The sequence below is a fragment of the Bradyrhizobium sp. USDA 4501 genome (assembly GCF_054062115.1).
This window is the reverse complement of sequence record NZ_JBSSEX010000001.1, coordinates 3,868,069-3,893,327: the sequence shown is the minus strand read 5'-3', so window position 1 is coordinate 3,893,327 and position 25,259 is coordinate 3,868,069. Positions and strand designations below refer to the sequence as shown.

The 25,259-nt window shown below is 64.2% G+C and carries 23 protein-coding genes and 1 tRNA gene; 17 read left to right on the top strand and 7 right to left on the bottom strand.

What is annotated here, in order from left to right; translation table 11 throughout:
- Positions 1-233 precede the first annotated feature (233 nt).
- Positions 234-1,037: an undecaprenyl-diphosphate phosphatase gene (locus tag ACVWZM_RS17860; protein WP_456854064.1), complete on the top strand. Its 804-nt coding sequence runs from the start codon at positions 234-236 to the stop codon at positions 1,035-1,037.
- A gap of 269 nt (positions 1,038-1,306) precedes the next feature.
- Here ACVWZM_RS17860 and ACVWZM_RS17855 read toward each other — a convergent pair whose 3' ends face one another.
- A complete protein-coding gene (locus tag ACVWZM_RS17855) occupies positions 1,307-2,275 on the bottom strand; it encodes a complex I NDUFA9 subunit family protein (protein WP_253588370.1) in 969 nt (322 codons plus the stop codon).
- Between the two features lie 146 nt (positions 2,276-2,421).
- Between ACVWZM_RS17855 and ACVWZM_RS17850 the strand changes: the two genes are divergently transcribed.
- A tRNA-Leu gene (locus ACVWZM_RS17850) sits at positions 2,422-2,508 on the top strand.
- Positions 2,509-2,624: 116 nt separating this feature from the next.
- On the opposite strand, the gene ACVWZM_RS17845 is transcribed toward ACVWZM_RS17850, so the two are convergent.
- The 3 genes from ACVWZM_RS17845 to styA all read right to left on the bottom strand — a co-directional run bounded on the left by ACVWZM_RS17845 (position 2,625) and on the right by styA (position 4,895).
- Positions 2,625-2,813, bottom strand: a complete 189-nt coding sequence (locus ACVWZM_RS17845; protein ID WP_253588369.1) for a hypothetical protein — start codon at positions 2,811-2,813, stop codon at positions 2,625-2,627.
- Between the two features lie 174 nt (positions 2,814-2,987).
- A complete protein-coding gene (locus tag ACVWZM_RS17840; protein ID WP_076833763.1) occupies positions 2,988-3,515 on the bottom strand; it encodes a flavin reductase family protein in 528 nt (175 codons plus the stop codon).
- 129 nt (positions 3,516-3,644) lie between these two features.
- Positions 3,645-4,895: a styrene monooxygenase subunit StyA gene (styA, locus tag ACVWZM_RS17835; RefSeq protein WP_057020386.1), complete on the bottom strand. Its 1,251-nt coding sequence runs from the start codon at positions 4,893-4,895 to the stop codon at positions 3,645-3,647.
- Between the two features lie 93 nt (positions 4,896-4,988).
- On the opposite strand from styA, the gene ACVWZM_RS17830 reads away from it, so the two are divergent.
- Both ACVWZM_RS17830 and ACVWZM_RS17825 read left to right on the top strand, forming a co-directional pair.
- On the top strand, positions 4,989-5,885 hold the full coding sequence (locus ACVWZM_RS17830) for a LysR family transcriptional regulator (RefSeq protein WP_057020387.1): 897 nt from the start codon (positions 4,989-4,991) through the stop codon (positions 5,883-5,885).
- Positions 5,886-6,140: 255 nt separating this feature from the next.
- Complete coding sequence (locus ACVWZM_RS17825; protein ID WP_456854059.1) at positions 6,141-7,352, top strand: GNAT family N-acetyltransferase; 1,212 nt, start codon at positions 6,141-6,143, stop codon at positions 7,350-7,352.
- A gap of 40 nt (positions 7,353-7,392) precedes the next feature.
- On the opposite strand, the gene ACVWZM_RS17820 is transcribed toward ACVWZM_RS17825, so the two are convergent.
- Positions 7,393-8,658 carry an MFS transporter gene (locus ACVWZM_RS17820; protein ID WP_456854057.1) on the bottom strand — a complete coding sequence of 422 codons (1,266 nt, stop codon included), beginning with the start codon at positions 8,656-8,658 and terminating at the stop codon, positions 7,393-7,395.
- Positions 8,659-9,110: 452 nt separating this feature from the next.
- Between ACVWZM_RS17820 and ACVWZM_RS17815 the strand changes: the two genes are divergently transcribed.
- From ACVWZM_RS17815 to ACVWZM_RS17770, 10 genes are all read left to right on the top strand, one after another.
- On the top strand, positions 9,111-11,897 hold the full coding sequence (locus ACVWZM_RS17815; protein WP_456854055.1) for an autotransporter family protein: 2,787 nt from the start codon (positions 9,111-9,113) through the stop codon (positions 11,895-11,897).
- A 236-nt stretch (positions 11,898-12,133) separates the two neighbouring features.
- On the top strand, positions 12,134-12,748 hold the full coding sequence (locus ACVWZM_RS17810) for a ribonuclease H-like domain-containing protein (protein WP_057020390.1): 615 nt from the start codon (positions 12,134-12,136) through the stop codon (positions 12,746-12,748).
- A 154-nt stretch (positions 12,749-12,902) separates the two neighbouring features.
- On the top strand, positions 12,903-13,628 hold the full coding sequence (gene lptC / locus ACVWZM_RS17805; protein WP_057020391.1) for an LPS export ABC transporter periplasmic protein LptC: 726 nt from the start codon (positions 12,903-12,905) through the stop codon (positions 13,626-13,628).
- Entirely contained in the window at positions 13,625-14,356 is a 732-nt protein-coding gene (locus ACVWZM_RS17800; RefSeq protein ID WP_057020392.1) for an LptA/OstA family protein, read from the top strand. Before lptC ends, ACVWZM_RS17800 begins: the two co-directional genes overlap by 4 nt.
- Positions 14,357-14,697: 341 nt before the next feature.
- Positions 14,698-15,678 (top strand): LPS export ABC transporter ATP-binding protein, encoded by a 981-nt coding sequence (lptB, locus tag ACVWZM_RS17795; RefSeq protein ID WP_456854053.1) that lies wholly within the window; start codon positions 14,698-14,700, stop codon positions 15,676-15,678.
- 205 nt (positions 15,679-15,883) lie between these two features.
- Positions 15,884-17,539: an RNA polymerase factor sigma-54 gene (gene rpoN, locus ACVWZM_RS17790; RefSeq protein ID WP_456854051.1), complete on the top strand. Its 1,656-nt coding sequence runs from the start codon at positions 15,884-15,886 to the stop codon at positions 17,537-17,539.
- A 185-nt stretch (positions 17,540-17,724) separates the two neighbouring features.
- On the top strand, positions 17,725-18,324 hold the full coding sequence (gene hpf, locus ACVWZM_RS17785) for a ribosome hibernation-promoting factor, HPF/YfiA family (RefSeq protein ID WP_028337939.1): 600 nt from the start codon (positions 17,725-17,727) through the stop codon (positions 18,322-18,324).
- Positions 18,325-18,555: 231 nt separating this feature from the next.
- On the top strand, positions 18,556-19,017 hold the full coding sequence (gene ptsN, locus ACVWZM_RS17780) for a PTS IIA-like nitrogen regulatory protein PtsN (RefSeq protein ID WP_016843543.1): 462 nt from the start codon (positions 18,556-18,558) through the stop codon (positions 19,015-19,017).
- 55 nt (positions 19,018-19,072) lie between these two features.
- Positions 19,073-19,369: a nucleotidyltransferase family protein gene (locus tag ACVWZM_RS17775; protein WP_057020394.1), complete on the top strand. Its 297-nt coding sequence runs from the start codon at positions 19,073-19,075 to the stop codon at positions 19,367-19,369.
- Positions 19,370-19,648, top strand: coding sequence for a HepT-like ribonuclease domain-containing protein (locus ACVWZM_RS17770; RefSeq protein ID WP_253588363.1), 279 nt, complete (start codon positions 19,370-19,372; stop codon positions 19,646-19,648). It abuts the gene before it with no gap.
- A 181-nt stretch (positions 19,649-19,829) separates the two neighbouring features.
- On the opposite strand, the gene ACVWZM_RS17765 is transcribed toward ACVWZM_RS17770, so the two are convergent.
- Positions 19,830-20,435 carry a TetR/AcrR family transcriptional regulator gene (locus ACVWZM_RS17765; protein WP_026192040.1) on the bottom strand — a complete coding sequence of 202 codons (606 nt, stop codon included), beginning with the start codon at positions 20,433-20,435 and terminating at the stop codon, positions 19,830-19,832.
- Positions 20,436-20,800: 365 nt separating this feature from the next.
- On the opposite strand from ACVWZM_RS17765, the gene ACVWZM_RS17760 reads away from it, so the two are divergent.
- From ACVWZM_RS17760 to ACVWZM_RS17750, 3 genes are all read left to right on the top strand, one after another.
- The gene (locus ACVWZM_RS17760; protein WP_456854048.1) at positions 20,801-21,604 is read left to right on the top strand and encodes an SDR family NAD(P)-dependent oxidoreductase; all 804 of its coding nucleotides are present in this window, start codon (positions 20,801-20,803) and stop codon (positions 21,602-21,604) included.
- Between the two features lie 36 nt (positions 21,605-21,640).
- Positions 21,641-22,771 (top strand): DUF5938 domain-containing protein, encoded by a 1,131-nt coding sequence (locus tag ACVWZM_RS17755; RefSeq protein WP_092081095.1) that lies wholly within the window; start codon positions 21,641-21,643, stop codon positions 22,769-22,771.
- Positions 22,772-22,894: 123 nt separating this feature from the next.
- Positions 22,895-24,424, top strand: a complete 1,530-nt coding sequence (locus ACVWZM_RS17750; protein WP_253588361.1) for an AMP-binding protein — start codon at positions 22,895-22,897, stop codon at positions 24,422-24,424.
- Positions 24,425-24,441: 17 nt separating this feature from the next.
- Here the strand turns inward: ACVWZM_RS17750 and ACVWZM_RS17745 are convergent, their stop codons facing one another.
- Positions 24,442-24,999, bottom strand: a complete 558-nt coding sequence (locus ACVWZM_RS17745) for a cytochrome P460 family protein (protein ID WP_456854045.1) — start codon at positions 24,997-24,999, stop codon at positions 24,442-24,444.
- Positions 25,000-25,259 lie beyond the last annotated feature (260 nt).

The window sequence follows — 25,259 nt, the reverse complement described above, 5'->3', positions numbered from 1 at the left end:
TCATCAACCTGTGCGGTCTGGACCTGTGCTTTGGCCAGACCAGTTCCGGTCGTCTCTATGTCGCGTCAGCACGCAAACCGGTAGCCATCCCCGCAGATGGTGCGGGTCACAAAAACGCTATAGCTCAGCAAATCGGCCGGGTAACCCATTGTTTGACGATTTTTTGCGATTGCGGCCAATGTGCGAATAAGCGAGAAGAATCCCGTTTTCCACACAGGGCAGGCCACAACATAATGACGGATATGCTGCGGGCGGTGATTCTCGGCATCATCGAGGGCGTCACGGAGTTCCTGCCGGTCTCCTCGACAGGCCACCTGCTGCTCGCGGAGCGCTTCTTCAATCTGGGCGAAGGCAATTTCTGGAAGAGCTTTGCGATCCTGATCCAGCTCGGAGCGATCCTCGCGATCCTTGCGCTCTACTTCGTCAAATTGTGGCGCGTGGCGCTCGGAATGTTCACCAATCCCGACGACCGCCGCTTCGTGATCGGCGTGCTGGTGGCGTTCCTGCCCGCGGTCGTGATCGGCCTGATCGCCGGCAAATACATCAAGGAGTTCCTGTTCAATCCGTGGGTGGTCTGCTTCACGCTGATCGTCGGCGGCGCCGTGCTGCTGTGGGTCGATCAGCTCGATCTCAAAGTGTACGAGGACGATGCGACCCGCTTCCCGCTGCTGATGTATTTCTGGATCGGCGTCGCGCAGTGCCTGGCGATGATTCCCGGCGTGTCGCGCTCGGGCGCCAGCATCGTGGCGGCGATGCTGCTCGGCGCCGACAAGCGCTCGGCGGCGGAGTTCTCGTTCTTCCTCGCGATCCCGACCATGGTCGGCGCGTTCGCCTATGATTTCTACAAGAACCGGGCCGACTTCACCTCCGACAATCTCAGCGTCATCGCGGTCGGCTTCGTGGTGTCGTTCATCACGGCGATGATCGTGGTGCGGGCCTTCCTCAATTTCGTCACCCGCCGCGGCTTCACCTTCTTCGCCTGGTGGCGCGTGATCGTCGGCACGCTCGGCCTGATCGCGCTGGCGATGGGACGGTAAGGCGCGACGGACACCATCCCATCACCGCCACCCTGAGGAGGCCGCAAAGCGGCCGTCTCGAAGGGCGACGGCCGCGATCCCGGCCGTTCATCCTTCGAGGCTCGCACCTCCAGCGACAAAGGCAAAGCCTTTGCGCGGGGATGACGGGGAAGGGCTTGGTAGCGTGGGAAAAGCGTAGTGGTGCCGTGCCGGCTCGCGCGGAGCCTGTCATCGGGCGCGCGTTCGCGCGACCCGTTGGCTTGGCCGGGACGACAGGTGGAGAGAGCTGCCTACGCGCTCTTCTTCTGGAACTGACCCGTCGCGCGGAAGCGCCAGAGATATTGCGGGGCGATCGCTTCCATCGAATCCGGCGAGATGCCGAGGCCTGCGAAGGTCAGGCCGGCGGCCTTGGCGGCGTCGGACACCACATTGTCCGAACGCAGCATCTCGACCTGGTCCGGCGTCAGCGTGAACGGCCCCGGCGCGAACTGCAGGAAGTACGACTGGAACTTGGCGAGGCCGAACGGTAGCGGCGCCAGCATGCGATCCCGCTGGGTGATCTTGAGGATGATCTGCATCACCTCGCGCATGGTCAGCACTTCCGGCCCGCCGAGCTCGTAAGCTGCGCCCTGCTTCGCCTCGCCGTCCACGGCATGGACCACGGCGTCCGCGACGTCGCCGACATAGGCCGGCTGCACCGTGTTGACCCCGCCGCCGACCAGCGGCAGCACCGGTGACATCCGTGCCAGCGCCGCAAAGCGGTTGGTGAACTGATCCTCGGGCCCGAACAGCAGCGACGGCCGCATGATGGTGGCCGACGGCAACGCCGCCAGCACCGCTGCCTCGCCGCCCGCCTTGGCGCGGAAATAGCTCGAGGGCGAATCCGCGTCGGCCCCGATCGCCGAGACATGGACCATCCGCCCGTCGGCCGCGGCCGCCGCCTTGGCGATGGTCTCGGCGCCCTTCACCTGCACGGCATCGAAGCTCTGCCCACCGCCCTGGGCCAGGATGCCGACCAGGTTGATGGCGATATGCGAATCACGCATCGCCGCCTCGACCGAGGCCGGGTAGCGCACATTGGCCTGGACGGCATGGATCTGCCCGACCCGGCCGAGCGGCTGCAGATGGCCGGCTAGCTCGGGCCGCCGCACCGCGACTCGGACGCGGTAATCGCGCTTGCAGAGCGCCCGGACCACGTTCCGCCCCAGAAAACCCGATCCGCCGAAGACCGTGACCAGCGTGTCCAGGTTCGATGCCATGGGGTGATTCCTGTGGGATTCGAGAGCGATTGACGTAGGTTAACCGTCTGGCGATACGCCATCGGCCTTATCCTGTACAGGGTATTTGAATTTCCAATCGCGAATTTGACAAGCGCGCAACCGATCCTTACTAAGCCGCTCCACATGCCCAGGTGGCGGAATTGGTAGACGCGCTGGCTTCAGGTGCCAGTGGCTTAACGGCCGTGAAGGTTCGAGTCCTTTCCTGGGCACCACCCCCTTTTAAGCGATTGAAATCGCTCAGTATCCGGGGGGTGGGTGCGGGCAAGCTGTCACCCAGCGAGGGTAGAGGCGAGACAGCGATTCTACCGTTGGCCCTCATGTCTCGTCGTTAGACGCGACGGACGTATTCTCGTTCGATCCAAATCGAGTGCATGTAGCTGGACTCCTCGACCACCTCGCCGACTTCGAGTTCGACCAGTTCTCCCTTGAGATCGACGGTCGGAAAATGGCGGCCGAGACACCTCGTGAAGAATGTCCGCGTTCCCGTGTATTCCGGTAGCGTATCTGGAATCGCCACGACTTCGACTCTGTCCCCGATCTTCATTCCACCATCTCAGGACGGGCTTGACGAGCTTGGCAGGCACCCTGCTCAGCTGGCGCTTGCGATCGTTCCCCCGTGGCGCCACCGCTCCAGTGCGCCGCAAATTTCGGGTTCTCCAGGGGTCGTCGCGCGAAGGCTTCGCGCTTCGCCTTAGATCGCCCATCCGTCGGCGGGATAGGCGACTGCCTCCGCGGGCTCGATCGTCATGCCGAGCCCGTTGCAGAATCGGCTGGAATAAAAGGCGAGCGGGGAACCGTCTCGCTGCCGGCACCAGCGGACCTCGCCAATGAACAGCGTGTGGTCGGCGACGTCAATTGACCGGACCACGTCGCAAGCGAACTGGGCGATCGCTTGCGACAGGACGGGAAACTCTTCCCGGTTGACCAGCGATGGCGAGCTTTCGGCCTGCGGCCTGCCGGAGAAGTGCGCGCAGAGTGCGAGATCTTCCGCGTGAAGGACATTCACGGCGTAACGCTTCGAATCCATGATCGCCTGCCAGGTCCGCCCTCGCATCACCGAGACCAGCACGGTCGGCGGTTTGGTGGAGACGGTCGTGAAGCTGTTGGCCGTCATGCCGACCGGAGTGCCGTCGCGGTCGATGCTCGCCACGACTGTCACGCCTGTGGGGAATCGCGCAGCGGCCGCCCGGAAGCTCGCCGGATCGGGATGCGGGTTCATCGATCGCGCTCCATGGCGAAACGGCAAGAGGTCGCGCCTTTCGGCGTGTGGTTCGAGAGATGGTTTGTCGGCACGCAGTCGCGGCCTGGTGCAAGTGGACCGTGCGGCCGGCTCGCGATCATTGTTGCGTCAGGCAGCGAGCGGCGCGCGCCTGTCGATCCAAGCGTGGATGCGCTTGTCGGTCGCGACACGATCCCACTGACGCTCCGGGTAGTTGAAATTATCGGTGAACTCGTCGCAGAGTTCTCGGTCCTGCGCCATGGTGAGGATCAGCCGACCCATCGCCTCGGACGGCGGCCGCAGCATCAGATTCGTCCAGCGCGCAGCCGCGAACACGCGATTTTCGCGGGCGCGATCCACCTCCTCAACGAAGCGTGCGTCGAAGGCCACCGTTTCCACGATCGCCTTGCCGAGTTCGAAGGCGGCGTAGGAGGCGATGTTGGCGCCTTGGCCCATCAGCGGGTCGACCACTGAATGTACGTCGCCCAGCGCGACGGCGAATTTCTCACCATCGAAGGCGACCGACGATTGCCGCACGGTCGGCACCACCGCGCCTTGCAGCAGGTCGAGCGGCTGGGCAAGCCCGAAGCGATGGGTGTCGATCCGGTTGTAGGTGTGCGGATGATGCTTTTCCAGCTTGTCGAGAATTGTCTGGCGGAAGGCTGCAGGGTCCGCGTCGTAGCTCAGCGAGACCAGATCGGCCATGTCGCCGCCGGGAATGTTCTCCATCAGGAGCGCCGTCTTCATGCCGCTGAATGACAGCGTCGGAATGACGATCATCTCGCCATGTCCGGGCGACACCGAGAGCGTGACACCGCGCGGGTCGTCACCGTCCGGGCTGCCGTGATCGACGCCGTCATAGAGGCCCACGCAGAGCAGGCGCTGTGGCTGGCTGTAGGGGGACAACTCCGGCCGATGGGCGAACATTCGCCCGAGCGCACCTTTGCCGGTCGACACGACGAGAAGGTCAAAGCGTGAAACGAGAGCCGGGATGTCGTCGTCCTGGATGCTGGCATATTCGATGCTGCCGCCGCGATGCTCGAAATCCCTCATCAGCGCGGGCAGGTACATGCGGTAATCCACTGCCCGGCTCGGCTTCTTGAACGCGCCGCGAAACAGCAGCCCGTTGCCTGGGAAATTAAAGAAATGGTCGTGGTGGTGGTAGATCGTGGCGGCGTCATCCCAATGGTTCACGCCTAGTTCGTTCTCACGCGCGATCGTGACGCTGTGATGGGCGACCGTGTTCATCAGCCGCGCCGAGGCGTACTGCTCCGGAGTGCGGTCGGTCAGCACCGTCGCCTGGATCCCATGCTGTTGGAGATAAAGAGCCAGATGCAGGCCCCCGATTCCAGCGCCGACGATCCCGATCGATTTGTTCATTGTTGATCCTCCCTGGTTACCGAGAGGCTAGACCGGATCGACTGTGTCCATGTAGGGAATGATAAGAATATTACAAATTCCTGGGAGGAATGCATGGATCGGATCGATGCGCTGCAAACCTTCATTCGCGTGATGGAGGCCGGCAGCTTCAGCCAGGCCGCGAGCGATCTGGGCCTCGGACAGCCGGCCATCAGCAAGCGCGTGGCGTTGTTGGAGGCGGAGTTCGGCTGCCGGCTGTTCGTCCGCACCACGCGCAAGGTTCGTCCGACGCCGGAGGCCGATCGCGTGCTCAAGCTCGCCAAGGATATCGTCGCGCTGTTGGAAAGTGCCAGCACGCCGGCGCAGAGCCGGGTTCGCAGTCCGTCGGGGACCTTGCGGATCACTGTGCCGACCTCGTTCGGTCGCTACTTTTTCCGCGGCATTTTCGCAGAATATCTTCGCCGCTATCCCGACGTGCGGCTCGATGCGAGCTTCACCGAGCAGTTCGTAGACCTGGTGGAGACCGGGACGGAGCTGGCAATTCGGATCGGAATGCTGAACTCCAGCTCGCTGGTGGCACGGCGCGTCGGCACCATCAAGCGCCTCCTGGTGGCGGCCCCTTCACTGCTCGCACGGCATCAAGCCCCGCTCCTCCCCGACCATCTGCGCCGCATGCCGAGCGTAACGTATTCACGCTTGTCGCCGCGGAATCAGTGGACGTTCGAAGCCGAGACCGGCCGCCATGTGGTCGAGATCGCGCCGTCCATGACCTGCGACGACGCCGACGTGATGACGCTCGCGACGGTTGAGGGGCTCGGCGTCGCGGTGCTGCCAAGCTGGTGCGCCGTCGAACACATCGCCGCAGGCCGGCTTGTTCATCTGCTGCCGGATTATGCGGTACCATCGCTACCGATGCATCTCGTCTATCCTGACCCGCATTGGATGTCGCGCCGCGCGAGACTATTCCGCGATCTGATCATTGAGCGTGCCGACATGTTTGCGATTGGCTGAACACGTCGGCCGATGCTGGGAATTTGAGAACGCCGGCGATCGCCGCCGCAGCCCCTGCCGTCACACGATCCGTCGGCCCGCGCGTCGCGCGAAGCGACAGCTTCATGACCAACGAATAAACGATGGAGGTAATCCCAGTTCTCTCGTCCTGCGGCATTTTGCCAATTTTGTCCCGACATCGAATTACGCTCAGATCGGGCGCCGACTGGACGGCCTCAGCCGCGCTCCGACTATGCACCACGACAGAGCTTGGCGATGATCGCGATCGAAAGCCGGACGGCGCGAGCTCAATCAGCGCGCATCGCCGCCGTCGACGTCGTCCATGATCTCGACGCCGCCGAGATGATCTGGCGGAGTCTTGAGAACTCGAGTCATTCCATCACGCCCTTTCAGCGGTTCGACTTCCTCGCCCCCTGGCAGCGTGAGGTCGGTGAGCGCGCGGGACTGTCGCCTTTCATCGTCATCGCGCGTGACGGCGATGGCCAACCACGGGGCTTGCTCCCGCTTGCTCTGCAAACGGTTCTCGGCGTCCGCCGCGCGAGCTTCATGGGCGGCGAGCACGCAACCTTCAATATGGGCCTGTGGGAGCGTGGGTTCGCCTTGGGTGCCACGAAGGCCGATCTCCACGCATTCATGGCGATGCTCGCCAAGCGTGACAAAGTCGACGTGCTGGCGTTGCGCCAGCAGCCGGCGCAGTGGCGCGGCGTGCAAAACCCGCTGGCGCTGCTGCCTCATGAGCCCCTGGTCTTGAACTGCCCGATGCGCACAATCGAGCCGGGCGCAACGGCCGCGAACCTGATCGGCAATGCCTCCCGCCGCATGAAGCTCAAGCAGCGCAAACTGCTGGAGCTGACCGGCTACCGCTATCACGTTGCCTCCACTGATGCCGACATTGCCCGCCTGCTCGACTGGTTTTTCCGCGTGAAGTCGGAGCGGTTGGCCGAGCGGAAGGTGTCCAATGTGTTCGCCGAAGGCGCGGTGGAGAACTTCATCCGCGCCGCCTGCACGACAAGGCTGTCCCACGGCGGCCGTGTCATCGAAATCCATGCGCTCGAATGCGACGAGGAAGTGATCGCGATCTTCGCCTTGGCTGCCGATGGCCACCGCTTCTCGACGATGTTCAACACCTATACTTTGTCAGACAACGCGAAATTCAGTCCCGGCCTGCTCCTGATGCAGGAAATCATCCATCATTTTGCCGGCCGGCACTATCGCGCCTTCGACTTCGGCCTCGGCTCGCTTGAGTACAAGCGGCTGTTCTGCAAGGACGACGAGCCATTGTTCGACAGTTTCATTCCGCTCACCAGGCTCGGCCGACAGGCCGCCGGAGTGATGTCCGCGGTGGACCGCACCAAGCGGCTGGTGGAACACCACCCGAAGCTCCGCGGTGTTGCGCAGCGCCTTCGCAAGGCCTTGCTTGACAAAGCATTCTGCGCAATTCCTCTCGTTTCCTCGCTTCAAATGTAGCTGCCGAAGCCCGCGTAGCCGGAACGAGCGGCCCCTGCCGTCACACGATCCGCCGGCCCGCGCGTCGCGCGATCGGCCGCTGCACGAAATACATCGCGATCATCGAAATGATGGTCGTTGCGACGACGATGTAGCCTAGCCGGTCGAAATGCAGCAGCGAACCGTCGGGATTTTCCGCGATGATTGCCGCCGCAAAGACCGAGCCCAGCCCGCCCGACAGCTGCTGCACCGAGGCCGAGATCGCGCTGAACGATCCGCGCTGGCTGGCGTCGGGAATCGCCGACATCAGCGCCTGGGACGGGATCATGCGCGAGAAGATGCCGATGAACATCAGCACATTGACCAGGATCGCGGTCAGCAGCGAGACGTGGCCGAGGTTGGTGTAGATCAGCACCATGATGACGGACACCACGCAGCCGAACACGAAGGTCGGATATTTGCCGAACGCATCGCTGGCGTGGCCGACCAGCGGCCCGATGATGATGCTGAACAGGCCCGAGACGAGATAGATCGTCGGCAGGTGGACGATGTCGATGCCGAGATTGTGCACGGTGAAGGCGCTGCCGAACGGCATCAGCATGAAGCCGCCGGTCGCGAGCAGCGTGGTCACCAGGAAAGCCAGCGTGTAGCGCGGCTGGCCCACGGTCGCGATCAGATGGCGGAACGGATTGCTGTCGTGCTGCAATTTGAGATGGGCATCGACCGGCTGCATCGCGATCGCAATCGCCGCGATCGCCGCAATCGACAGGCCGACAATGGCCACGAAGCAGATGTGCCAGTTAAAGTGATTGGCCAGGAACAGGCCGGCCGGGACGCCGAGCACCTGGCTCGCGGCGAACGCCGTCTGCAGGATGCCCATGGCGCGGCCGCGCTGTTGCAGCGGGAACAGGTCGGTGACGATGGCAAGCACGACGGAGCCGATCACCCCGCCGAACACGCCGGTGACGATGCGGCCGAGCAGCAGCACGTGAAAATTCTGCGCCAGCGCGCAGAGCACGGTGCCGAGCATGAAGCCGACATAGAAGAACAGCAGCAGCCGCTTGCGGTCGAAGCGATCGGCAAAGCCGGCGGCGAGGACGCCGGAAATCCCGGCCGCGAACGCGTAGGCCGAGACCGCGACGCCGAATTGCCCGGCCGTGATGTTCAGCGACGGCATCAGAATGGCGCCGAGGGGCGACATGATGATGAAGTCGAGGATCAGCGTGAATTGCGTGAAGGCAAGCAGCGCGATCAGGAACGATTGGTACCGCGAGAAGCCGCGCTCCTGCTGGTCGTCGATCGGCGCGGCGATGGTCTGGTCGGACATAAGGCTCATTTCATTGGGAAGGCGGGTTCGGGCTGGCAACAGATAGGGTCGGCGCGGCCCGATTTCATGGGGCGCGCGGGCAACAGTTCCCTCGAAATTGAACGCGTCACGGCAATGACTTGGCCCCCGACTTGGCTGCGTGCCCACGTCGAACTTGGCGAGAAAATGGGACAGCGGCGCAACCGAGACGCCATGGCGATTTTGTTTCCGGTTGTATCGGTCGATAACCGCAACGGGTGAATGCTGTACTTCACAACCTTGAAAGCGTACGCACGTCAAGGATGTGAATCATGCGGATGCATCTCATGGTTCCGTCTGTGGCGACCGCGCAACAGGTCGCTGCAAATCGTTTCAAGTTTGAATGGAGCGATCGGATGAGCTGAGAGCGGGGCGGGGGTAGCAGATGGCGCGAGGCCGGGGGCTCGGTTTCGCGCCGACGTTGGAGTAAGGGCATGGTTTCCTCGCGGCTCGCGGCGATCCTGTCGTGCACGGCTCTAAGTGGCGGTTGCCTGTTGTCCACATCGCCGGCGTTTGCCGCCTGCGACAGTCTCGCGCCGGCGAGCGGGCAGACGGTAACCTGCTTGACCGCAGCGCCGAATCCCTCGCCGGCCGGCGTGCAGGCCGCTGCCGGCAGCTCGAACGTCACCGTGAACGTGCCGCAGGGCGCCGGCATCACGCCCGGCGCCGGAGCGACCGCGATCGGGCTTGTCTCCGGCAGCGCCGCCACCAATAACGGCACGCTGACCATCAGCGGCGGTGGCACCGGCATCTTCGGCAGCGGCGACGGCAACGTCTTCACCAACGGCGCGTCGGGCGTGATCACGACCTCGGGCGCCGGCAGCAATGCGATCGCCGCCAGCAGCAACGGCAACACGCTGATCAATAACGGTGCGATCACGACGCAGAACGGCACCTCGCGCGGCCTTGCCATCACCGGTCTCACGCAGCACAACAACAACACGCTGATCAATACCGGGACGATCACCACCCAGGGCCCGCAATCGCACGGCCTTTATGTGCAGACCGGCGACAGCAACACCTTCACCAATAGCGGCACCATCACCACGGCCGGCGCAGGCGCCCGTGCGATCTTCTCCGCCGGCCAGTTTGCGACCATCACCAATACCGGCACGCTGCTCACGACCGGTGGGGACGCGGGCGGCACCGCCAACAACACCGTGTTCATGCAGGGCAATGCGGGCGTGTTGCGCAACAGCGGCACGATCGAGGCGCGCGGCGTCAATGCCGACGGCGTGTTCTCCAACACCGCCGGATCGTCGTTCACCGCCCGCATCGAGAACCTCGCCGGCGGCAAGATCATCAGCCAGGGGGGACCCGCGATCCGCACGCTCAACGGCGCCACCACCATCGTCAATGCCGGCCTGATCGCCGGCAACAGCGGTACGGCGCTCGCGGGCGGCGGCGGTGCGGTGACGATGATCCTGCAAACCGGCTCGCAGATCGTCGGGCTTGCCGATGGCGGCGGCGGCGGCGGCAACCAGGTGCGGCTGCAAGGCAGCGGCGCGGCCAACAATGCGTTCGCGCGATTCCAGACGTTGACGATGGAGGGCAATGACTGGACCTGGGCCGGCACCGGCACCTTCGCCAACACCTTCGTCAACAGCGGCTCGCTGACGCTGCAGACGTCGCTGATCGGTAATGTGTCGACTGCGGCCGGCACCAGCCTGCTGGCGGGCAACGGCGCCAATCCGTCGATCACGCCGTTTCCGGGCGGCCCGCAGATCACCGTCACCAATGCCGGCGTCATCAACCTGACCAATGGCGGCGCCACCGCGGCGAACAGCCTGACCATTGCCGGCAACTATGTCGGCAATGGCGGCGGGCTTTATCTGCGCACCGTGCTCGGCGGCGATGGGTCGCCGTCGGATCGGCTCGTCATCTCCGGCGGCAATGCGTCGGGCTCGACCGCGGTGACCGTGACCAATGCCGGCGGCACGGGCGCATTGACCACCGCCGACGGCATCATGGTGGTGCAGGCCGTCAACGGCGGCACCACGGCTGCGGGCGCATTCGGTCTCTCCAACGCCGTGGTGGCGGGCGCGCACGAATATCTCTTGTTCCGCGGCGGCGTCTCCGCCGGCAGCGCCGACAACTGGTATCTGCGCTCGACATTGTTGCCCGGCACGGCCTCGCCTGCGCCGCCGGCTGCGCCCGCGCCGGCGCCGCCTTTATCGCCCAACGTGGTACCGCCGCCTCCGGGGCTGCCTGCGGAGGATCTGTCGTCGCTGACGCCGCCGCCGGCGGGCGCCGCACCGGTCCAGCTCTACCGGGAGGAGGTGTCGGTCTATTCGGCGCTGCCGCAGGTGGCTCAAAAGCTCGGGCTGGCGACGCTCGGCACCTTCCATCAGCGCCAGGGCGATCAGGCCTTGCTGACCAGCGGCGGCGAACAGCCGGCGGCGTGGGCGCGTGCCTATGGCTCGCACAGCTCGCAGAGCTGGGCCGGCACGGTCAGCCCCGCCTTCGACGGCACCATGGCCGGCGTGCAGGTCGGCGTCGACATCCTGCGCTTCCAGTCCGCGCCCGAGCATCATGATCGCGCCGGCTTCTTCTATGCGTATGGCTGGGCCAACGGCAACATCAGCGGCTTCGCGCTCGGCCTGAACGACGTCCGCACCGGCACGCTCTCGATCGACAGCCAGAATATCGGCGGCTACTGGACCCATGTCGGCCCGTCGGGCTGGTATCTCGACGCCGTGCTGATGGGCAGTTTCTACGGCGCAAGCCCGCAGTCGGATCGTCAGGTCGGCGCACGGGTGTCGGGCACCGGCGTCGCTGCATCGCTGGAAGCTGGCGCGCCGATCCCGCTGAACAGTTTTCTCGCGATCGAGCCGCAGGTGCAGCTGATCTGGCAACGGCAGTCGTTCGACAGCTTCAACGACATGTTTTCGAGCGTCGCGCTCGGCAGTGCCGATACGCTGACCGGGCGGCTCGGCGTGCGCATTCCCTCAACCTTCGTCGTCGGCACGGCCGAACTGCGTCCGTATCTCGAGGCCAATCTCTGGCACACGGCCGCGAATGACCGCAGCATCGCGTTCGCGACGACGGACCTGATCGGCGTGCAAAGCCGCGGCACCGCCGTCGAGATCGGTGCCGGCATCTCCGCGCAGCTCAATCGCACGATCAGCGCCTATGCGAGCGCCGGCTACACGACCTCGGTGGACAGCCTCCATCGCGAGGACATCACTGGCCGCTTCGGCCTCCGCGTCAGCTGGCAATGATGGCGCGCCCTCGTGGGGGGGGGCGCGCGGCGGGGACAGCAACCCATTGTCTCCGCTGCACAATGGCGGTACACCCTGAACTATCTGTGCCGGAACAATTAAGGATTCCCGCTGCTCGTGTCCGGCCCTGACGGGCCCCGATACCAATGCGCGATCCGAAGACTGGCGCATGCTCGCCTGTCGGCGGATTGGACGGTAGTTTATTCCGACAGCGATTCGACGAGGTTTTTGACAGCATGACCATCCGCCTGCATCGCGGCGACCTGCCCGATCTGTCCCGCTACACCGACTCGGTGGCGATCGACACCGAGACCATGGGGTTGCATCCGCACCGTGACCGGCTCTGCGTGGTGCAGATGTCGAGCGGCGACGGCACCGCCGACGTGATCCAGATTCCGAAGGGCCACACCGATTCGCCGAACCTGAAGGCGCTGCTCGCCAATCCCAAGATCACCAAGATCTTCCATTTCGCACGGTTCGACGTCGCGGTGCTCTACAACACGTTCGGCGTGATGCCGACGCCGGTCTATTGCACCAAGATCGCCTCGCGGCTGTCGCGCACCTACACCGATCGCCACGGCCTGAAGGATCTGGTGCGCGAGGTGCTGAACGTCGAATTGTCGAAGCAGCAGCAGTCGAGCGACTGGGGCGCGCAAAGCCTCAGCGAGGCCCAGCTCGCCTACGCGGCCTCCGACGTGCTGCACCTGCATGCGCTGCGCGACAAGTTGAATGTCATGCTCGCGCGCGAGGGACGGACCGATCTCGCCCAGGCCTGCTTCGATTTCCTTCCCGCCCGTGCCAGGCTCGATCTCGACGGCTGGGAGGCCGAGGACATTTTCGCCCATTCATGATGAGCGCCGAATTCGTCGCGGCCGGGGCAGTTCCGCCCCGTTTCGGCCAAACTGTTCACGCGTGGTCCGGTGCAGGGGCGCGAGGTGAGGTCCGGGCTGCATATTCGGGCGGCTCCGGCTAGAATAGGGGCAGTTTCGCGCCTCTGGAGCTCAGGTGAATTCGGTTCAGAATCCAGCCTATGTCACGGGCCTCGAGGCGCGCTTTGCCGCCGCCGCGCGGCACAGTCGCATGGTGCGGATTCTGCGCGTCGCGGTTCCCGCGATGGTCGGGCTGGCGATGGCCGTGATCATCTACATCGCACTCTTCAATCCGTTCCACGACCTGATCCCCAAGCTGCCGCTCGAGATGGATAACCTCGTCGTGTCCGGCACCAAGATCACGATGGAAGCGCCGCATATCGCCGGCTTCTCCAACGACGGACGGCCCTACGAAATGTGGGCCAAGGCGGCGATCCAGGATGTCACCGATCCCGACCATGTCGAGCTGAAGACGATCCGCGCCAAGGTGGCGCAGCAGGATCGGTCGACGGTGACGATGGATGCGCGCACCGGCTTCTTCGACAACAAGAAGCAGCTGCTCGACTTGCGCCAGGACATCTTCCTGCAGTCGTCCACCGGCTATGAGGCGAGGCTGACGCAGGCCTTCGTCGACATCAACAAGGGCAACGTGTCGTCGGACGAGCATGTCGACGTCAAGCTGCTCGACGGCACGCTGACCGCCGACAGGCTCCGGATCTACAACAGCGGCGAGCTGGTGCGGTTCGAAGGCAATGTCGTGATGAATCTCGACAAGCTTGGTGACAACAATGCTGCCCCGCCTGCCGAGCCCGCTCCACCGCCGCCGCCGCCGAAGCCGCGCAAATCCGCCAACACGAAATGATTTTGATGATGAGACGTTTTCCGCACGGCATGGCAATTGCGGCGTTCCTGCTCGCGCTTTTCTCCGCGAGTGCCGCGTTCGCGCAGGGCTCGATGAGCGGCGTGCCCAACGCTATGCAGGGCTTCTCGCAGAACCGCGACCAGCCGATCCAGATCGAGGCTGCTTCGCTCGAAATGCGCGACAAGAAAAAGGAGGCGACCTTCGCCGGCAATGTGAAGGTCGTGCAGGGCGACACCACCATGACGTCGAAGACGCTGGTCGTGTTCTACGAGGATAAATCGACCCAGGCGCCGGCGCCCGCCCCGGCCGGCACCAAGGGGGCAAACGCCAAGGGCGCCGCGCCGATGCAGACGGCAACCCCGGGCCCCGGCGGCGCCTCCTCGATCAAGCGGCTGGAGGCGAAGGGCAATGTCGTCGTGACCCAGAAGGATCAGGTCGTCACCGGCGAGACCGCGATCTTCGACACCAAGACCAATCTGATCACGATGCTTGGCGGCGGCGGCAGCCAGGTGGTGCTGACCCAGTGCCAGAATGTGCTGCGCGGCGACCGCCTTTTGGTCGACATGACCACCGGCGTCTCGCGCGTCGAAGCCGACAATGGCAAGGTGCAGGGCCTGTTCATCCAGTCGCCGGGCGGACAGAGCGGCAAGTGCGGCACGCCGGCCGCCCCCGGCTCAGCCCCGGCCCCGTCGCCGATGCAGCTGCTTCCGGGCGGCAAGTCCAAGTAAGCTTCACGTAAGGTCAAGCAGAATCAATCAGTTAGATAATATTCTGCGGCCGCGTGGTTGAAGCCGGCGGGGCGAGACTGTATCTACTGCAGCGGCCCGGCCGAACAATGCGCCTCGAGGGGAATATGTCGGCCGGGACAGGGGCATCCATTCATTCAAGGCGCGGGTGATCGCGCTTTGCCGTGTTGTTCGAGCATGATCTCCGCGCAAACGCGTCCGCTTTTGTCGCGCGGGAAGGCCGGTATTCAGATTTCCGGCTCATGCTTGCGGCTTCGCACGCGAATCGATCGATGCGCAGGCGAGGTCGCGGGATCACCGTGAAAGGCTGAAGCGAAGCGGGGATGGTGGATTTTCTCGGCATGTTCCGGCGGCGCTCTGCGAAACGCAGTACCGGATTTGCGCGCTCGCATGACGACATCACGGCGCCCGATGACCAGTTCGGCGAGATGCTGACGTCTCCAGTGCGTGACGCGCCGCCGATGGCGCGCGCCGCGTCGGCTCCCGGCGTCGAGCTGCCGCGATCCCAACCGGCAGCAGCGCCGGCGCGTGCGAGGCCGGCCAGGAACAGCGCTCCCGCCGCGCCGCAGCTGATCAAGCGGCCGGGTTATCTGGCTGTGCATAGCGTGGAAAAGAGCTTCGGCAGCCGCCAGGTCGTGCGCGGCGTCAGCATCTATGTGCGCCGTGGCGAGGCGGTCGGCCTGCTCGGGCCCAACGGCGCCGGCAAGACCACCGTGTTCTACATGATCACCGGGCTGATCAAGGCCGATCGCGGCGCCATCGAGCTCGATGGCCACGACGTCACCAAGCTGCCGATGTATCAGCGCGCGCGCCTTGGCATCGGCTATCTGCCGCAGGAAGCCTCGATCTTCCGCGGCCTGTCGGTCGAGCAGAACATCCGCGCGGTGCTCGAGGTCGTCGAGCCCTCGAAGAAGAAGCGCGAGCACGAGCTGGATTCGCTGCTCGACGAGTTCAACATCACGCGGCTGCGCAAGAGCCCGTCGATCGCGTTGTCCGGCGGCGAGCGCCGCCGCGTCGAGATTGCGCGCGCGCTGGCGACGCGCCCCAATTACATGCTGCTCGACGAGCCGTTCGCCGGCATCGACCCGATCGCGGTCGGCGACATCCAGGACCTCGTCCGCCATCTCACCAACCGCGGCATCGGCGTGCTCATCACCGACCACAATGTCCGCGAGACGCTCGGCCTGACCGACCGCGCCTATATCGTCTATGCCGGTGAAATCTTGACTGAGGGAAGCCCGGAGGAGATCGTTAATGATCCCGATGTACGTCGGCTTTACCTTGGCGAGGAATTCCGCCTGTAGCGCATGATCCGCCAAAGTGTGAAGCGGTTTGGCGATAAGATCATGCGCTAATTAAAGAATTTGACGCGCGATCGGACGCAAAACCGGGGCGTCCACTTTTGCTGATCGCGGTTATCGCTATTTTCCAATCCGTCAAGCCGTGTACAAGGGCTTCGGACTAATATAAGCAAGAATCGAGCCAACTTTTAGGATCGTTCTTGCCTCCATGGCGCTGACCCAAAGACTAGAGTTCCGCCAGTCGCAGTCGCTGGTGATGACGCCGCAGCTGATGCAGGCGATCAAGCTGCTGCAACTGTCGAACCTTGATCTGTCGGCCTTTGTCGAGGAAGAGCTGGAGCGCAATCCGCTGCTGGAGCGGGCGGCCGACGGACCGGAGCCGCCGGTGGCGGGCGAGCCCGCCATGGAGCGGCCGGACTACGGCGATTCCGACGGTTCCAGCAGCTATGGGGACGATGGCGACTCCTCCGACATGGCCGCAGGCCCAGGCGGCGAGGCCGGCTTCGATCCCGGCCAGGAGGAATGGCTGAACCGCGACCTCGGCAGCCGCGCCGAAATCGAGCAGACGCTCGATACCCGCCTCGACAACGTGTTTTCCGAGGAGCCGGCGGAGGCGGCGGCGCGCGCCGCGCAGGATGCACCGCCATCGGTCTACACCGAATGGGGCGGCGGCGCCTCCAGCGACGACGAGTACAATCTCGAAGCTTTCGTGGCCGCCGAGCTGACGCTTGCCGACCACCTCGCCGAACAACTCGCGGTCGCGTTCTCGGCGCCGGCGCAGCGCATGATCGGGCAGTATCTGATCGACCTGGTCGACGACGCCGGCTACCTGCCGGCCGATCTCGGCCAGGCCGCCGAGCGGCTCGGTGCGTCGCAGCAAGCGGTCGACGAGGTCGTCGCCGTGCTGCAGAAGTTCGATCCGCCCGGCGTATGCGCGCGAAACCTGAGCGAATGCCTCGCGATCCAGCTGCGCGAGCTCGATCGCTACGATCCCGCGATGCAGGCACTGGTCGAGCATCTCGACCTGCTCGCCAAGCGCGACATCGCGGCCTTGCGAAAGCTCTGCGGCGTCGACGACGAAGACATCACCGACATGATCGCCGAGATCCGCCGGCTCGACCCGAAGCCCGGACTGAAGTTCGGCACCGCGCGAACGCAAACCATGGTGCCCGACGTCTATGTGCGTCCGGGTCCCGACGGCGGCTGGCATGTCGAGCTCAACAGCGACACTCTGCCGCGCGTGCTGGTCAACCAGACCTATTACGCTGAGCTGTCGAAGACGATCCGCAAGGACGGTGACAAGTCGTACTTCACCGACTGCCTGCAGAATGCGACCTGGCTGGTCCGCGCGCTCGATCAGCGCGCCCGCACCATCCTGAAGGTCGCGACCGAAATCGTCCGCCAGCAGGATGGCTTCTTCACTTATGGCGTCGCGCATTTGCGGCCGCTCAATCTGAAGGCGGTCGCGGACGCGATCCAGATGCATGAATCGACGGTGTCGCGCGTCACCGCCAACAAATACATGGCGACCAATCGCGGCAGTTTTGAATTGAAGTATTTTTTCACCGCCTCGATCGCGTCGGCCGACGGCGGCGAGGCGCATTCGGCCGAAGCGGTGCGTCATCACATCAAGCAATTGATCGACGGCGAGGCCCCGTCGGCGATCCTGTCCGACGACACGATCGTGGAACGTTTGCGCGCCTCGGGCATTGATATCGCCCGCCGTACCGTCGCGAAGTATCGCGAGGCGATGCGGATACCATCCTCGGTGCAGCGCCGCCGTGACAAACAGAGCATGCTCGGTAATGCCCTTTCGGCTCCTGCCTCCTCGTCCGACCGGTCGCGCGATACAGCCTCCGTTTAGGTTACTTCTTGAGCGTGACCCCGTTCGGGTACGGACCGGGCCATGCGCTCGTTGCGTTCGCGCCAAATCGGGATAGTCTCAATCTTTCCAGGTCGAGCGTCGTCCAGAAGGGGAGGTAACCGGAAGCCCAGCAAGCATCATGCTCCTGCAAGAGTGATCGAGGCATCCAGCAATTGAGGCATCAAATGACCCTTCGAATCTCGGGAAAGAGCATCAGCATCGGCGAGGCGCTTCGCGCGCGCGTCAGCGAGCGCACCGACGAGGTCCTGCGAAAGTATTTTGATGGCAACTATTCGGGTCACATCACGCTGAGCAAGGATGGCTTCGGCTTCCGAACCGATTGCGCGCTGCATCTGGATTCCGGCATCACGCTGGAAGCCGAATCCAACGCCACCGACGCCTATGCCAGCGCGGACGCCGCGCTCTTGATGATCGAGAAGCGCCTGCGCCGCTACAAGAGCCGGCTCAAGGATCGCTCCGCCCGCAAGACCTATGCCGCGACGGCCGCGCTCGCCGAATTGAACGGCGTCGGGCTCGACGCGCCGAGCTACGTCATCGAGGCGCCCGAGAACGAGGACGAGGTCACCGAATACAGCCCGGTGATCATTGCCGAGGCAACCACCGCGCTGAAGCGGCTGTCGGTCAGCGAAGCCGTGATGGAGCTCGATCTGACCGGCGCCTCCTGCCTGGTGTTCCAGCATGGCGGCAGCGGCCGGTTGAACATCATTTACCGCCGTACGGACGGTAATGTCGGCTGGGTCGATCCGCCGGCGGTGAGCCCTTGAGGATAGTTGGCAGATGGCATTGACGTCCGAAGCCGGCCCTGCTTATGGTCCGCCGCCTCCAGGAACAAGGGGGGCGGAACAGGGTTCGCAGGTGTTGGCACCGCCGATACGTTGGAGTAGAAGCCCTGCCAACCGGACCCGGGCTAAGCCCGCATCCCACCTCATCTTCTTGACGCCGCCGCTGTAAAGCCTATTTCGCAACCTGACGGTCATTCACCTCGGAACGTCCCAATGCCGATTACCGATTTGGTCGCACCCGAGGCGATTCTCCCGGCTTTGAAAGTCATCAGCAAGAAGCAGGCGCTGCAGGAACTCGCCGCGCGTGCCTCCGCGCTGACCGGGCAGAATGAGCGCGCCATCTTCGAGGTGCTGCTGCAGCGCGAGAAGCTCGGCACCACGGCGGTCGGCTATGGCGTCGCCATTCCGCACGGCAAGCTGCCCAAGCTGGAGAAGCTGTTCGGCTTCTTCGCCCGCCTCGAACGCCCGATCGATTTCGAGGCGATGGACGGCCAGCCGGTCGATCTGATCTTCCTGCTGCTCGCACCGGAAGGCGCCGGCGCCGACCACCTCAAGGCGCTGGCGCGGATCGCCCGCCTGCTGCGCGACCAGGACGTCGCCAAGAAGCTGCGCGCCTCGCGCGACGCCCAGGCGATCTACTCGGTGCTCGCACTGCCGCCGGCGAGCGCGGCGTAAGTCCGCCTGCCGTACGATTTTGCGGGCGCTTGGCGGCCCGTGGTATAGTTCGTTCATGACGCGAACCGAAGCCCTCAGGAAGCTCCGTGACCAGGCCGATGCCATCAAGGCACTCGGGGCGACTTCGCTGTATCTATTTGGTTCGACTGCGCGCGACGAGGCTCGTGCAGGGAGTGATATTGATCTTTTCGTGGACTACGATCCTCGCAGCCGGTTCAATGCTCTCGACCTGGTCGCGACCAAGCGACTGCTCGAAGAGAGTCTCGGCGTCGAAGTCGATCTCACCACACGCAAAGGACTTCATCCACTGATTCGAGAGCGGATCGAGGCGGAGGCAACGCGGGTTTTCTGAATGAGCGTGCGCTCCCCCTTGCTTCGTATCCACGACATGCTCGAAAGCATCCGTGGCATCGAAAAGGCGTTGGCAGGAAAATCCATCCGCGACTACGAGCGCTCGTGGCTGCTGCGCTCCGCAATTGAACGCGGAATCGAAGTCATTTCGGAAGCGAGCCGCCACCTCGGCAGCGAGTTAAAGGCTCAGCACGAGAATGTCCGCTGGAAAGACATCGCAGGCATAGGCAACATCTTGCGGCATGATTACCAGCGCGTTGACGCCACGAGGTGGCGTTGACGCCACGAGGTCAAGGATGATCTACCACCGCTGAAGGCCGCGCTGTTGGCGCTCAAGGCTTCATTGGAGTAGTCCGTAGCCCGGATGGAGCGAAGCGCAATCCGGAGCTACTCTAACTGCGGATAGTTCAGTCCCGGATTACGCTGCGCTCCATCCGGGCTACGGAGCGTTCGCAAACCTCTCAGCAGATCGTTGGCAGCAGACGGCGAACCTCGTCGAGCAGATCGGGGATTGCCTTCTCGTCATTGGCGAGATGCCGGAGCAGCGCGCTCTGGAACAGGCCGTCGAACAGCGCGTACAGCGCCGCCGGTGACGATGCCGGCCGCTTGTTGCCGAGCTCGGCGTAGCGCGTGGCGATGCGCCAGATCATCGCTTCCAGGCTCTTGTCGATCTCGAGCACGTCCTTGCGGAACGCCGGCTCGAACATCGCCTGCGAGCGCAGATCGTACCAGAGCCGATGCATGCGCGCTTCGTTTTCGAGCGTGGCCGCGAGCTTGGCGAGAAAACCTTCGGTCAATTCGTCGCGGCTGCGTGCTGTCGTCACCACCTCGTCATAGCGCGTCACGCATTTCGCCTTGTAGTGGCGGACGCAGCAGCAGATCAAATCGAGCTTGTCGCTGAAGTAGTAGTGAAACACGCCGTGCGTGAATGCGGAGTTTTGCGCGATCTCGCGCAGGCTGGTGCGCGCGAAGCCGAGCTCGCCAAGCGTCTCCAGCGCGGCCTCCGCGAGCTCGACGCGCCGCGCGTTGAACTTCTCGTCGCGCAGCGCCTCGGCCGCTACAGCCACCCGTTGGGCCGCTCCTGTCGCTTGCCGCGCCATTCCGTGCCTTCCCTCTGCTTCTTCCCTCGAACAACTATACCGCGGCGACCGCGGCGCGCTCCATCTCTTCACAACCATCCTCTTTGACACTTGTCAAATTTAGACTTGACAAGTGTCAAGTTCCTGGACGAGGGTTGGCGAAATAATTTGGACAACCGTCAAGACGGCTGACCAATCGACGAACCAGGAGGAAATGCACCGCCGGGGCGCGCCAACGCTGCGCCCTGCCGACGCCGGCCGCGATCACCATTGCGCTCCAAATGCGCAGGCCCCGGCCCGCGCTGCCTCTGTCAGCACCACCATCAATCGGCAAGCAAAGGGAGGACTACGTCATGGTTGGGAAGAGCCTTGAAGGCAGGAAAGCCCTGGTCACCGGCGGCGCCCGGGGGATTGGCGCGGCGATCGCGCAGGCATTGGCGCGGTCCGGCGCCGCGGTCATGATCGGTGACATTCTGGATGACGCCGGCAAGGCCAGCGTCGCCGAGATCGCCAAGGCCGGGGTCAAGACCGGCTTCGTCAAGCTCGACGTCACTGACGATGCGCAATGGGAGCGGGCCGCCGCAGCGACGGTCGAAACTCTCGGCGGCTTCGACATCCTGATCAACAATGCCGGCATCGAGTTCACGTCGCTGGTCGCCGACATCAAGGCCGAGGACGCGCGCCGCATGTGCGACGTCAACATCGTCGGCACCGTGCTCGGCATGAAGCACGCCTTCCGCGCGATGCGGCCGGGCGGCGCCGCGGGCAAGGGCGGCGCGGTCGTCAATATCGCTTCGGTCGCGGCGACGATCGCCTTCCCGAGCATCGCGGTCTATTCCGGCACCAAATCCGCGGTCGACCGCATGACGCGGGTCGGCGCGATGGAAGCCGGCAAGCTCGGCTATGGCGTGCGCGTCAACTGCATCTATCCAGGCCTGATCCCGACTGACATGGGCCTGCAGCTCGCCAACGACATCGTGAAGATCGGTCTCGCGCCCGACGTCAACGCCGCTGTCGGTTCGGTGGTGGAGCAGACGCCGCTCGGCAAGCTCGCGGAGGTCTCCGACATCGCCGACGCCGCCGTGTTCCTGTGCTCGAACGATGCGCGATTCATCACTGGCATCGGCCTGCCGGTCGATGGCGGCATGGGCATGTAGCAACAAAGCCGACAACAAGCATTTCGGAGGATCGCAATGAGCGACAAGAAGCCCGTCATCGTCTATGGCGCTTCCGGCTATACCGGCCGGCTGGTCTGCGAATATCTGCGCGAGTACAACATCCCCTTCATCGCCGCTGGCCGCAGCGCCGAGAAGCTCAACGCCGCGATGAAGTCGAACGTGGCCGGCATCGAGACCGCCGACTACGAGGTCGTGTCGGTGCCGCACACCGTGGCCGCGCTGACTGAATTGTTCAAGGGCGCCTCGGTGGTGCTCAACACCGTGGGCCCCTTCGCCAAGTTCGGCGGCGAGGTGGTGCAGGCCTGCCTGGCTGCCAGGTGCCACTACACCGACACGACCGGCGAGCAGGACTGGCTGATCACGCTCGAGCAGGAGTTTGGTACGAAATTCGCCAATGCCGGCCTGCTGCTGGCGCCGGGCATCGCGCAGATGTACACCACCGGCGAGATCGCCGCGCAGCTGTGCCTGGAAACGCCCGGCCTCGACACACTCGATATCGCCGTGTTCTGGGGCGGCAGCCCGACCATCGCCTCGACGCAGACCATCCTGGTCAACGCCGCGATGGCCAAGGCCTACTACCTGGAGCAGAACAAGTACGTCGAGCATCAGCCCGATGCCGGCCTCTACAACCTCGCCATCCCCGGCCAGCACGAGCTGGCGCTGGCGCTGCCGTGGGGCGGCACATCGCACCCGGTGTGGTTCAAGCAAGATCCGCGCGTCGCCAACGTGAAGGTGCTGGGCGGCGTGTTCAATCGCGCGCTGATGCTGGGCGTGCCGCAGATCGTCGCCGCCGCGCTGGAGGCGACCAAGGACATGAAGCCCGACGAGCGCTACGCCGCGCTGGCACAGACCGCTGCCGGCGTGATGAACACCATGCCGCCGCGCGAGAACCCGCGTGTCAACAAGTCGCTGGATTCGGTGTATGCCTCCGGCCCGCTGGGGCGCGCGCACTGCGTCATCTACGGAAACAGCAACTACAAGCAGACCGGCATGCTGCAGGCCTATGCTGCCGCGCACCTGCTGCAGCAGCCGCCCAAGCGCGTAGGGTTCGCCTCCGGCTGTCAGGCGTTCGGCCATCGCGAGCTGCTCGGGCAATTGCGCAGCTTCGGCCTGGTCGGCAAGCCGGTCCTGACCGTGCATGATTGAGCTTGAGCCCCGCTCGGATCGGGGCTCGACACTCCTTCCCTGAAGCGTTTTCGTTTTGCTCGAAAACGCACCTTCCGCGGGTGACGCAGTAGCGCGTCACCCGCCTCTTGCGCGAGACCTGCCATGCGCTTCATCGATTATCTCGATAAGGGTGCCTCGCTCGGCGCCGACGTGCCGTGTCTCACCATGGACGGGCGCGACCTCAGCTATGGCGAGGTGCAGCGGCTGAGCTACCGGATCGCGCGCGGGCTCGAGCGGTCGGGTATCTCTCCGGGCGAGAAGGTCGCGATCCTGTCCGGCAACGATCCGCTCGCTTTCGCCTGCGTGTTCGGCATCTCGCGCGCGGCTGCCGTGTGGTGTCCGATCAATCCGCGCAACGAGGCGACCGAGAACAAGTTCATCCTCGATCAGTTCGATTGCAGCCTGCTGCTGTTTCATTCCAGCTTTGCGCCGATGGTCGAGGCGGTCCGGCAGGACCTGCCCAAGCTGCGCGCGCTGGTCTGTCTCGACGCCGAGCTGCCGTTCGCGCCGTCATTCGAGCGCTGGCTCGGCGGGCTTACTGATGATGTCTATCAGCGCGCCACGATCGACGATCTCGCGATGATCCCGGGGACCGGCGGCACCACCGGCAAGCCGAAGGGCGTGATGCTGTCGGGACGCAACATCGAGGCGATGACCGCGCTGACCCTGATGGGCTATCCGTTCAAGGGCCGCCCGATTTATCTCGCGCTGGCGCCGCTGACGCATGCCGCCGGCGTGCTCTGTTTCCCGATCATGACGTTGGGCGGCCGGGTCGTGATCATGCACCACCCTGACATCGGCGAGTTCCTGGCGCTGATCGAGCGCTACCGTGTCACCCACACCTTCCTGCCGCCGACCGTGATCTACATGCTGCTCGATCATCCCGGGCTCGACGCGGCCGATCGCAGCTCGCTGCAATGCTTCTGGTACGGCGCGGCACCGATCTCGGCGACGCGGCTAGCGGAAGCCTTGAAGCGGATCGGGCCGATGGCGCAGCTGTTCGGCCAGACCGAGGCGCCGATGATGATCTCGATGATGCCGCCCGCCGATCACTACAATCCGGACGGCACCATCGCGATGGAGCGACTCTCGTCGGCCGGGCGGATCGGCCCGCTGGTGCAGGCCGGCATCATGGATGGCGACGGCAAGCTGTTGCCGGCGGGATCGCGCGGCGAGATTGTGGTACGCGGCTCGCTGGTGATGGAAGGCTACTACAAGAACCCCGAGGCCACGCGCGAGGCTTCGGCGCATGGCTGGCACCACACCGGCGACATCGGCTACATCGACGGCGACGGCTATCTCTATATCGTCGATCGCGCCAAGGACATGATCATCACCGGCGGCTTCAACGTATATTCGATCGAGGTCGAGAACGCGTTGCGCGCCCACGAGGCGGTGCAGGATTGCGCCGTCATCGGATTGCCTGACGACAAATGGGGCGAGCGGATCGTCGCCGTGGTGCAGCCGCGCGTCGGCCACACTGTCGACGCGAGCGGGCTCGCCGCCTTCGTCAAGCAGCAGATCGGCAGCATCAAGACGCCGAAGCAGATCGAGGTCTGGGACGATCTGCCGCGTTCCAAGGTCGGCAAGGTACTGAAGCCGGACATCCGCGCGCGGCTGGTGCAACGCTAGCCCGTGCGATCCGATGTCTACCTCTTGCCGTACTCGGTGAACACGTAGTCGCGATTCTGTACCACCGTGTGGCACGCATGGCCGCACTTCGCGTCGTTTTCCTGCGGCGGATTGTCCGCCGTAGTGGCGGGCCTGAACACATCTGACGCCGCGTCATACTCGAACGCGCCGTATCCCCATCCGCCACTGTCTGCGAACCTCTTGCTGTCCTTGACCATGAAGTCGACGTCATGCTGCGCACCCGGCACCGTCGGTTGACCGGGATACGCCTCCTGCTTCTTCGGGATCCAATGGATCTTCGCCATCTTGGCGCCATCCGGGAACGGCTTGCCATTGCCGGGTATGCCCTCCCGGTAGGCGCCGATCATCGCCGGATTGCCCAGGATCGCGGCGATGACGCCTTCGTTCTCGCTGATCGCGATCACGGGCCAGTCCTCGTATCCCCTGAACTCAGAGAACGCGAGACCGTTGGGCACCTGCAGACTGTACTTGTCCTGCGCGGAAATCGCGACACCAGCCGCGAGGACGGAAATCGACACCGAAGCAACGAGATTGATCAGCGAGCTCTTCTGCATGTTCGCATCTCCTTCAATCGATTTGGCGGCGAATAATTCGTGCTGGAAATTCCTTGTCGCAGTGCTTCTCGCAGGAAGTTATTACAGCACGGAAATGCACAGAGCGAAATGGAGCCGCGGCCATGGTCCGCTGCCCAAGCCTGCGCAATGAATTGCTCAAGTTGAGCGAGCTTTCGCTTGGCGATCGAAGACACGAGCACCTATTGATAACCAGCCGATGACACCGGAAGACGGACGCGCGCAACGAACCAGGGATGACT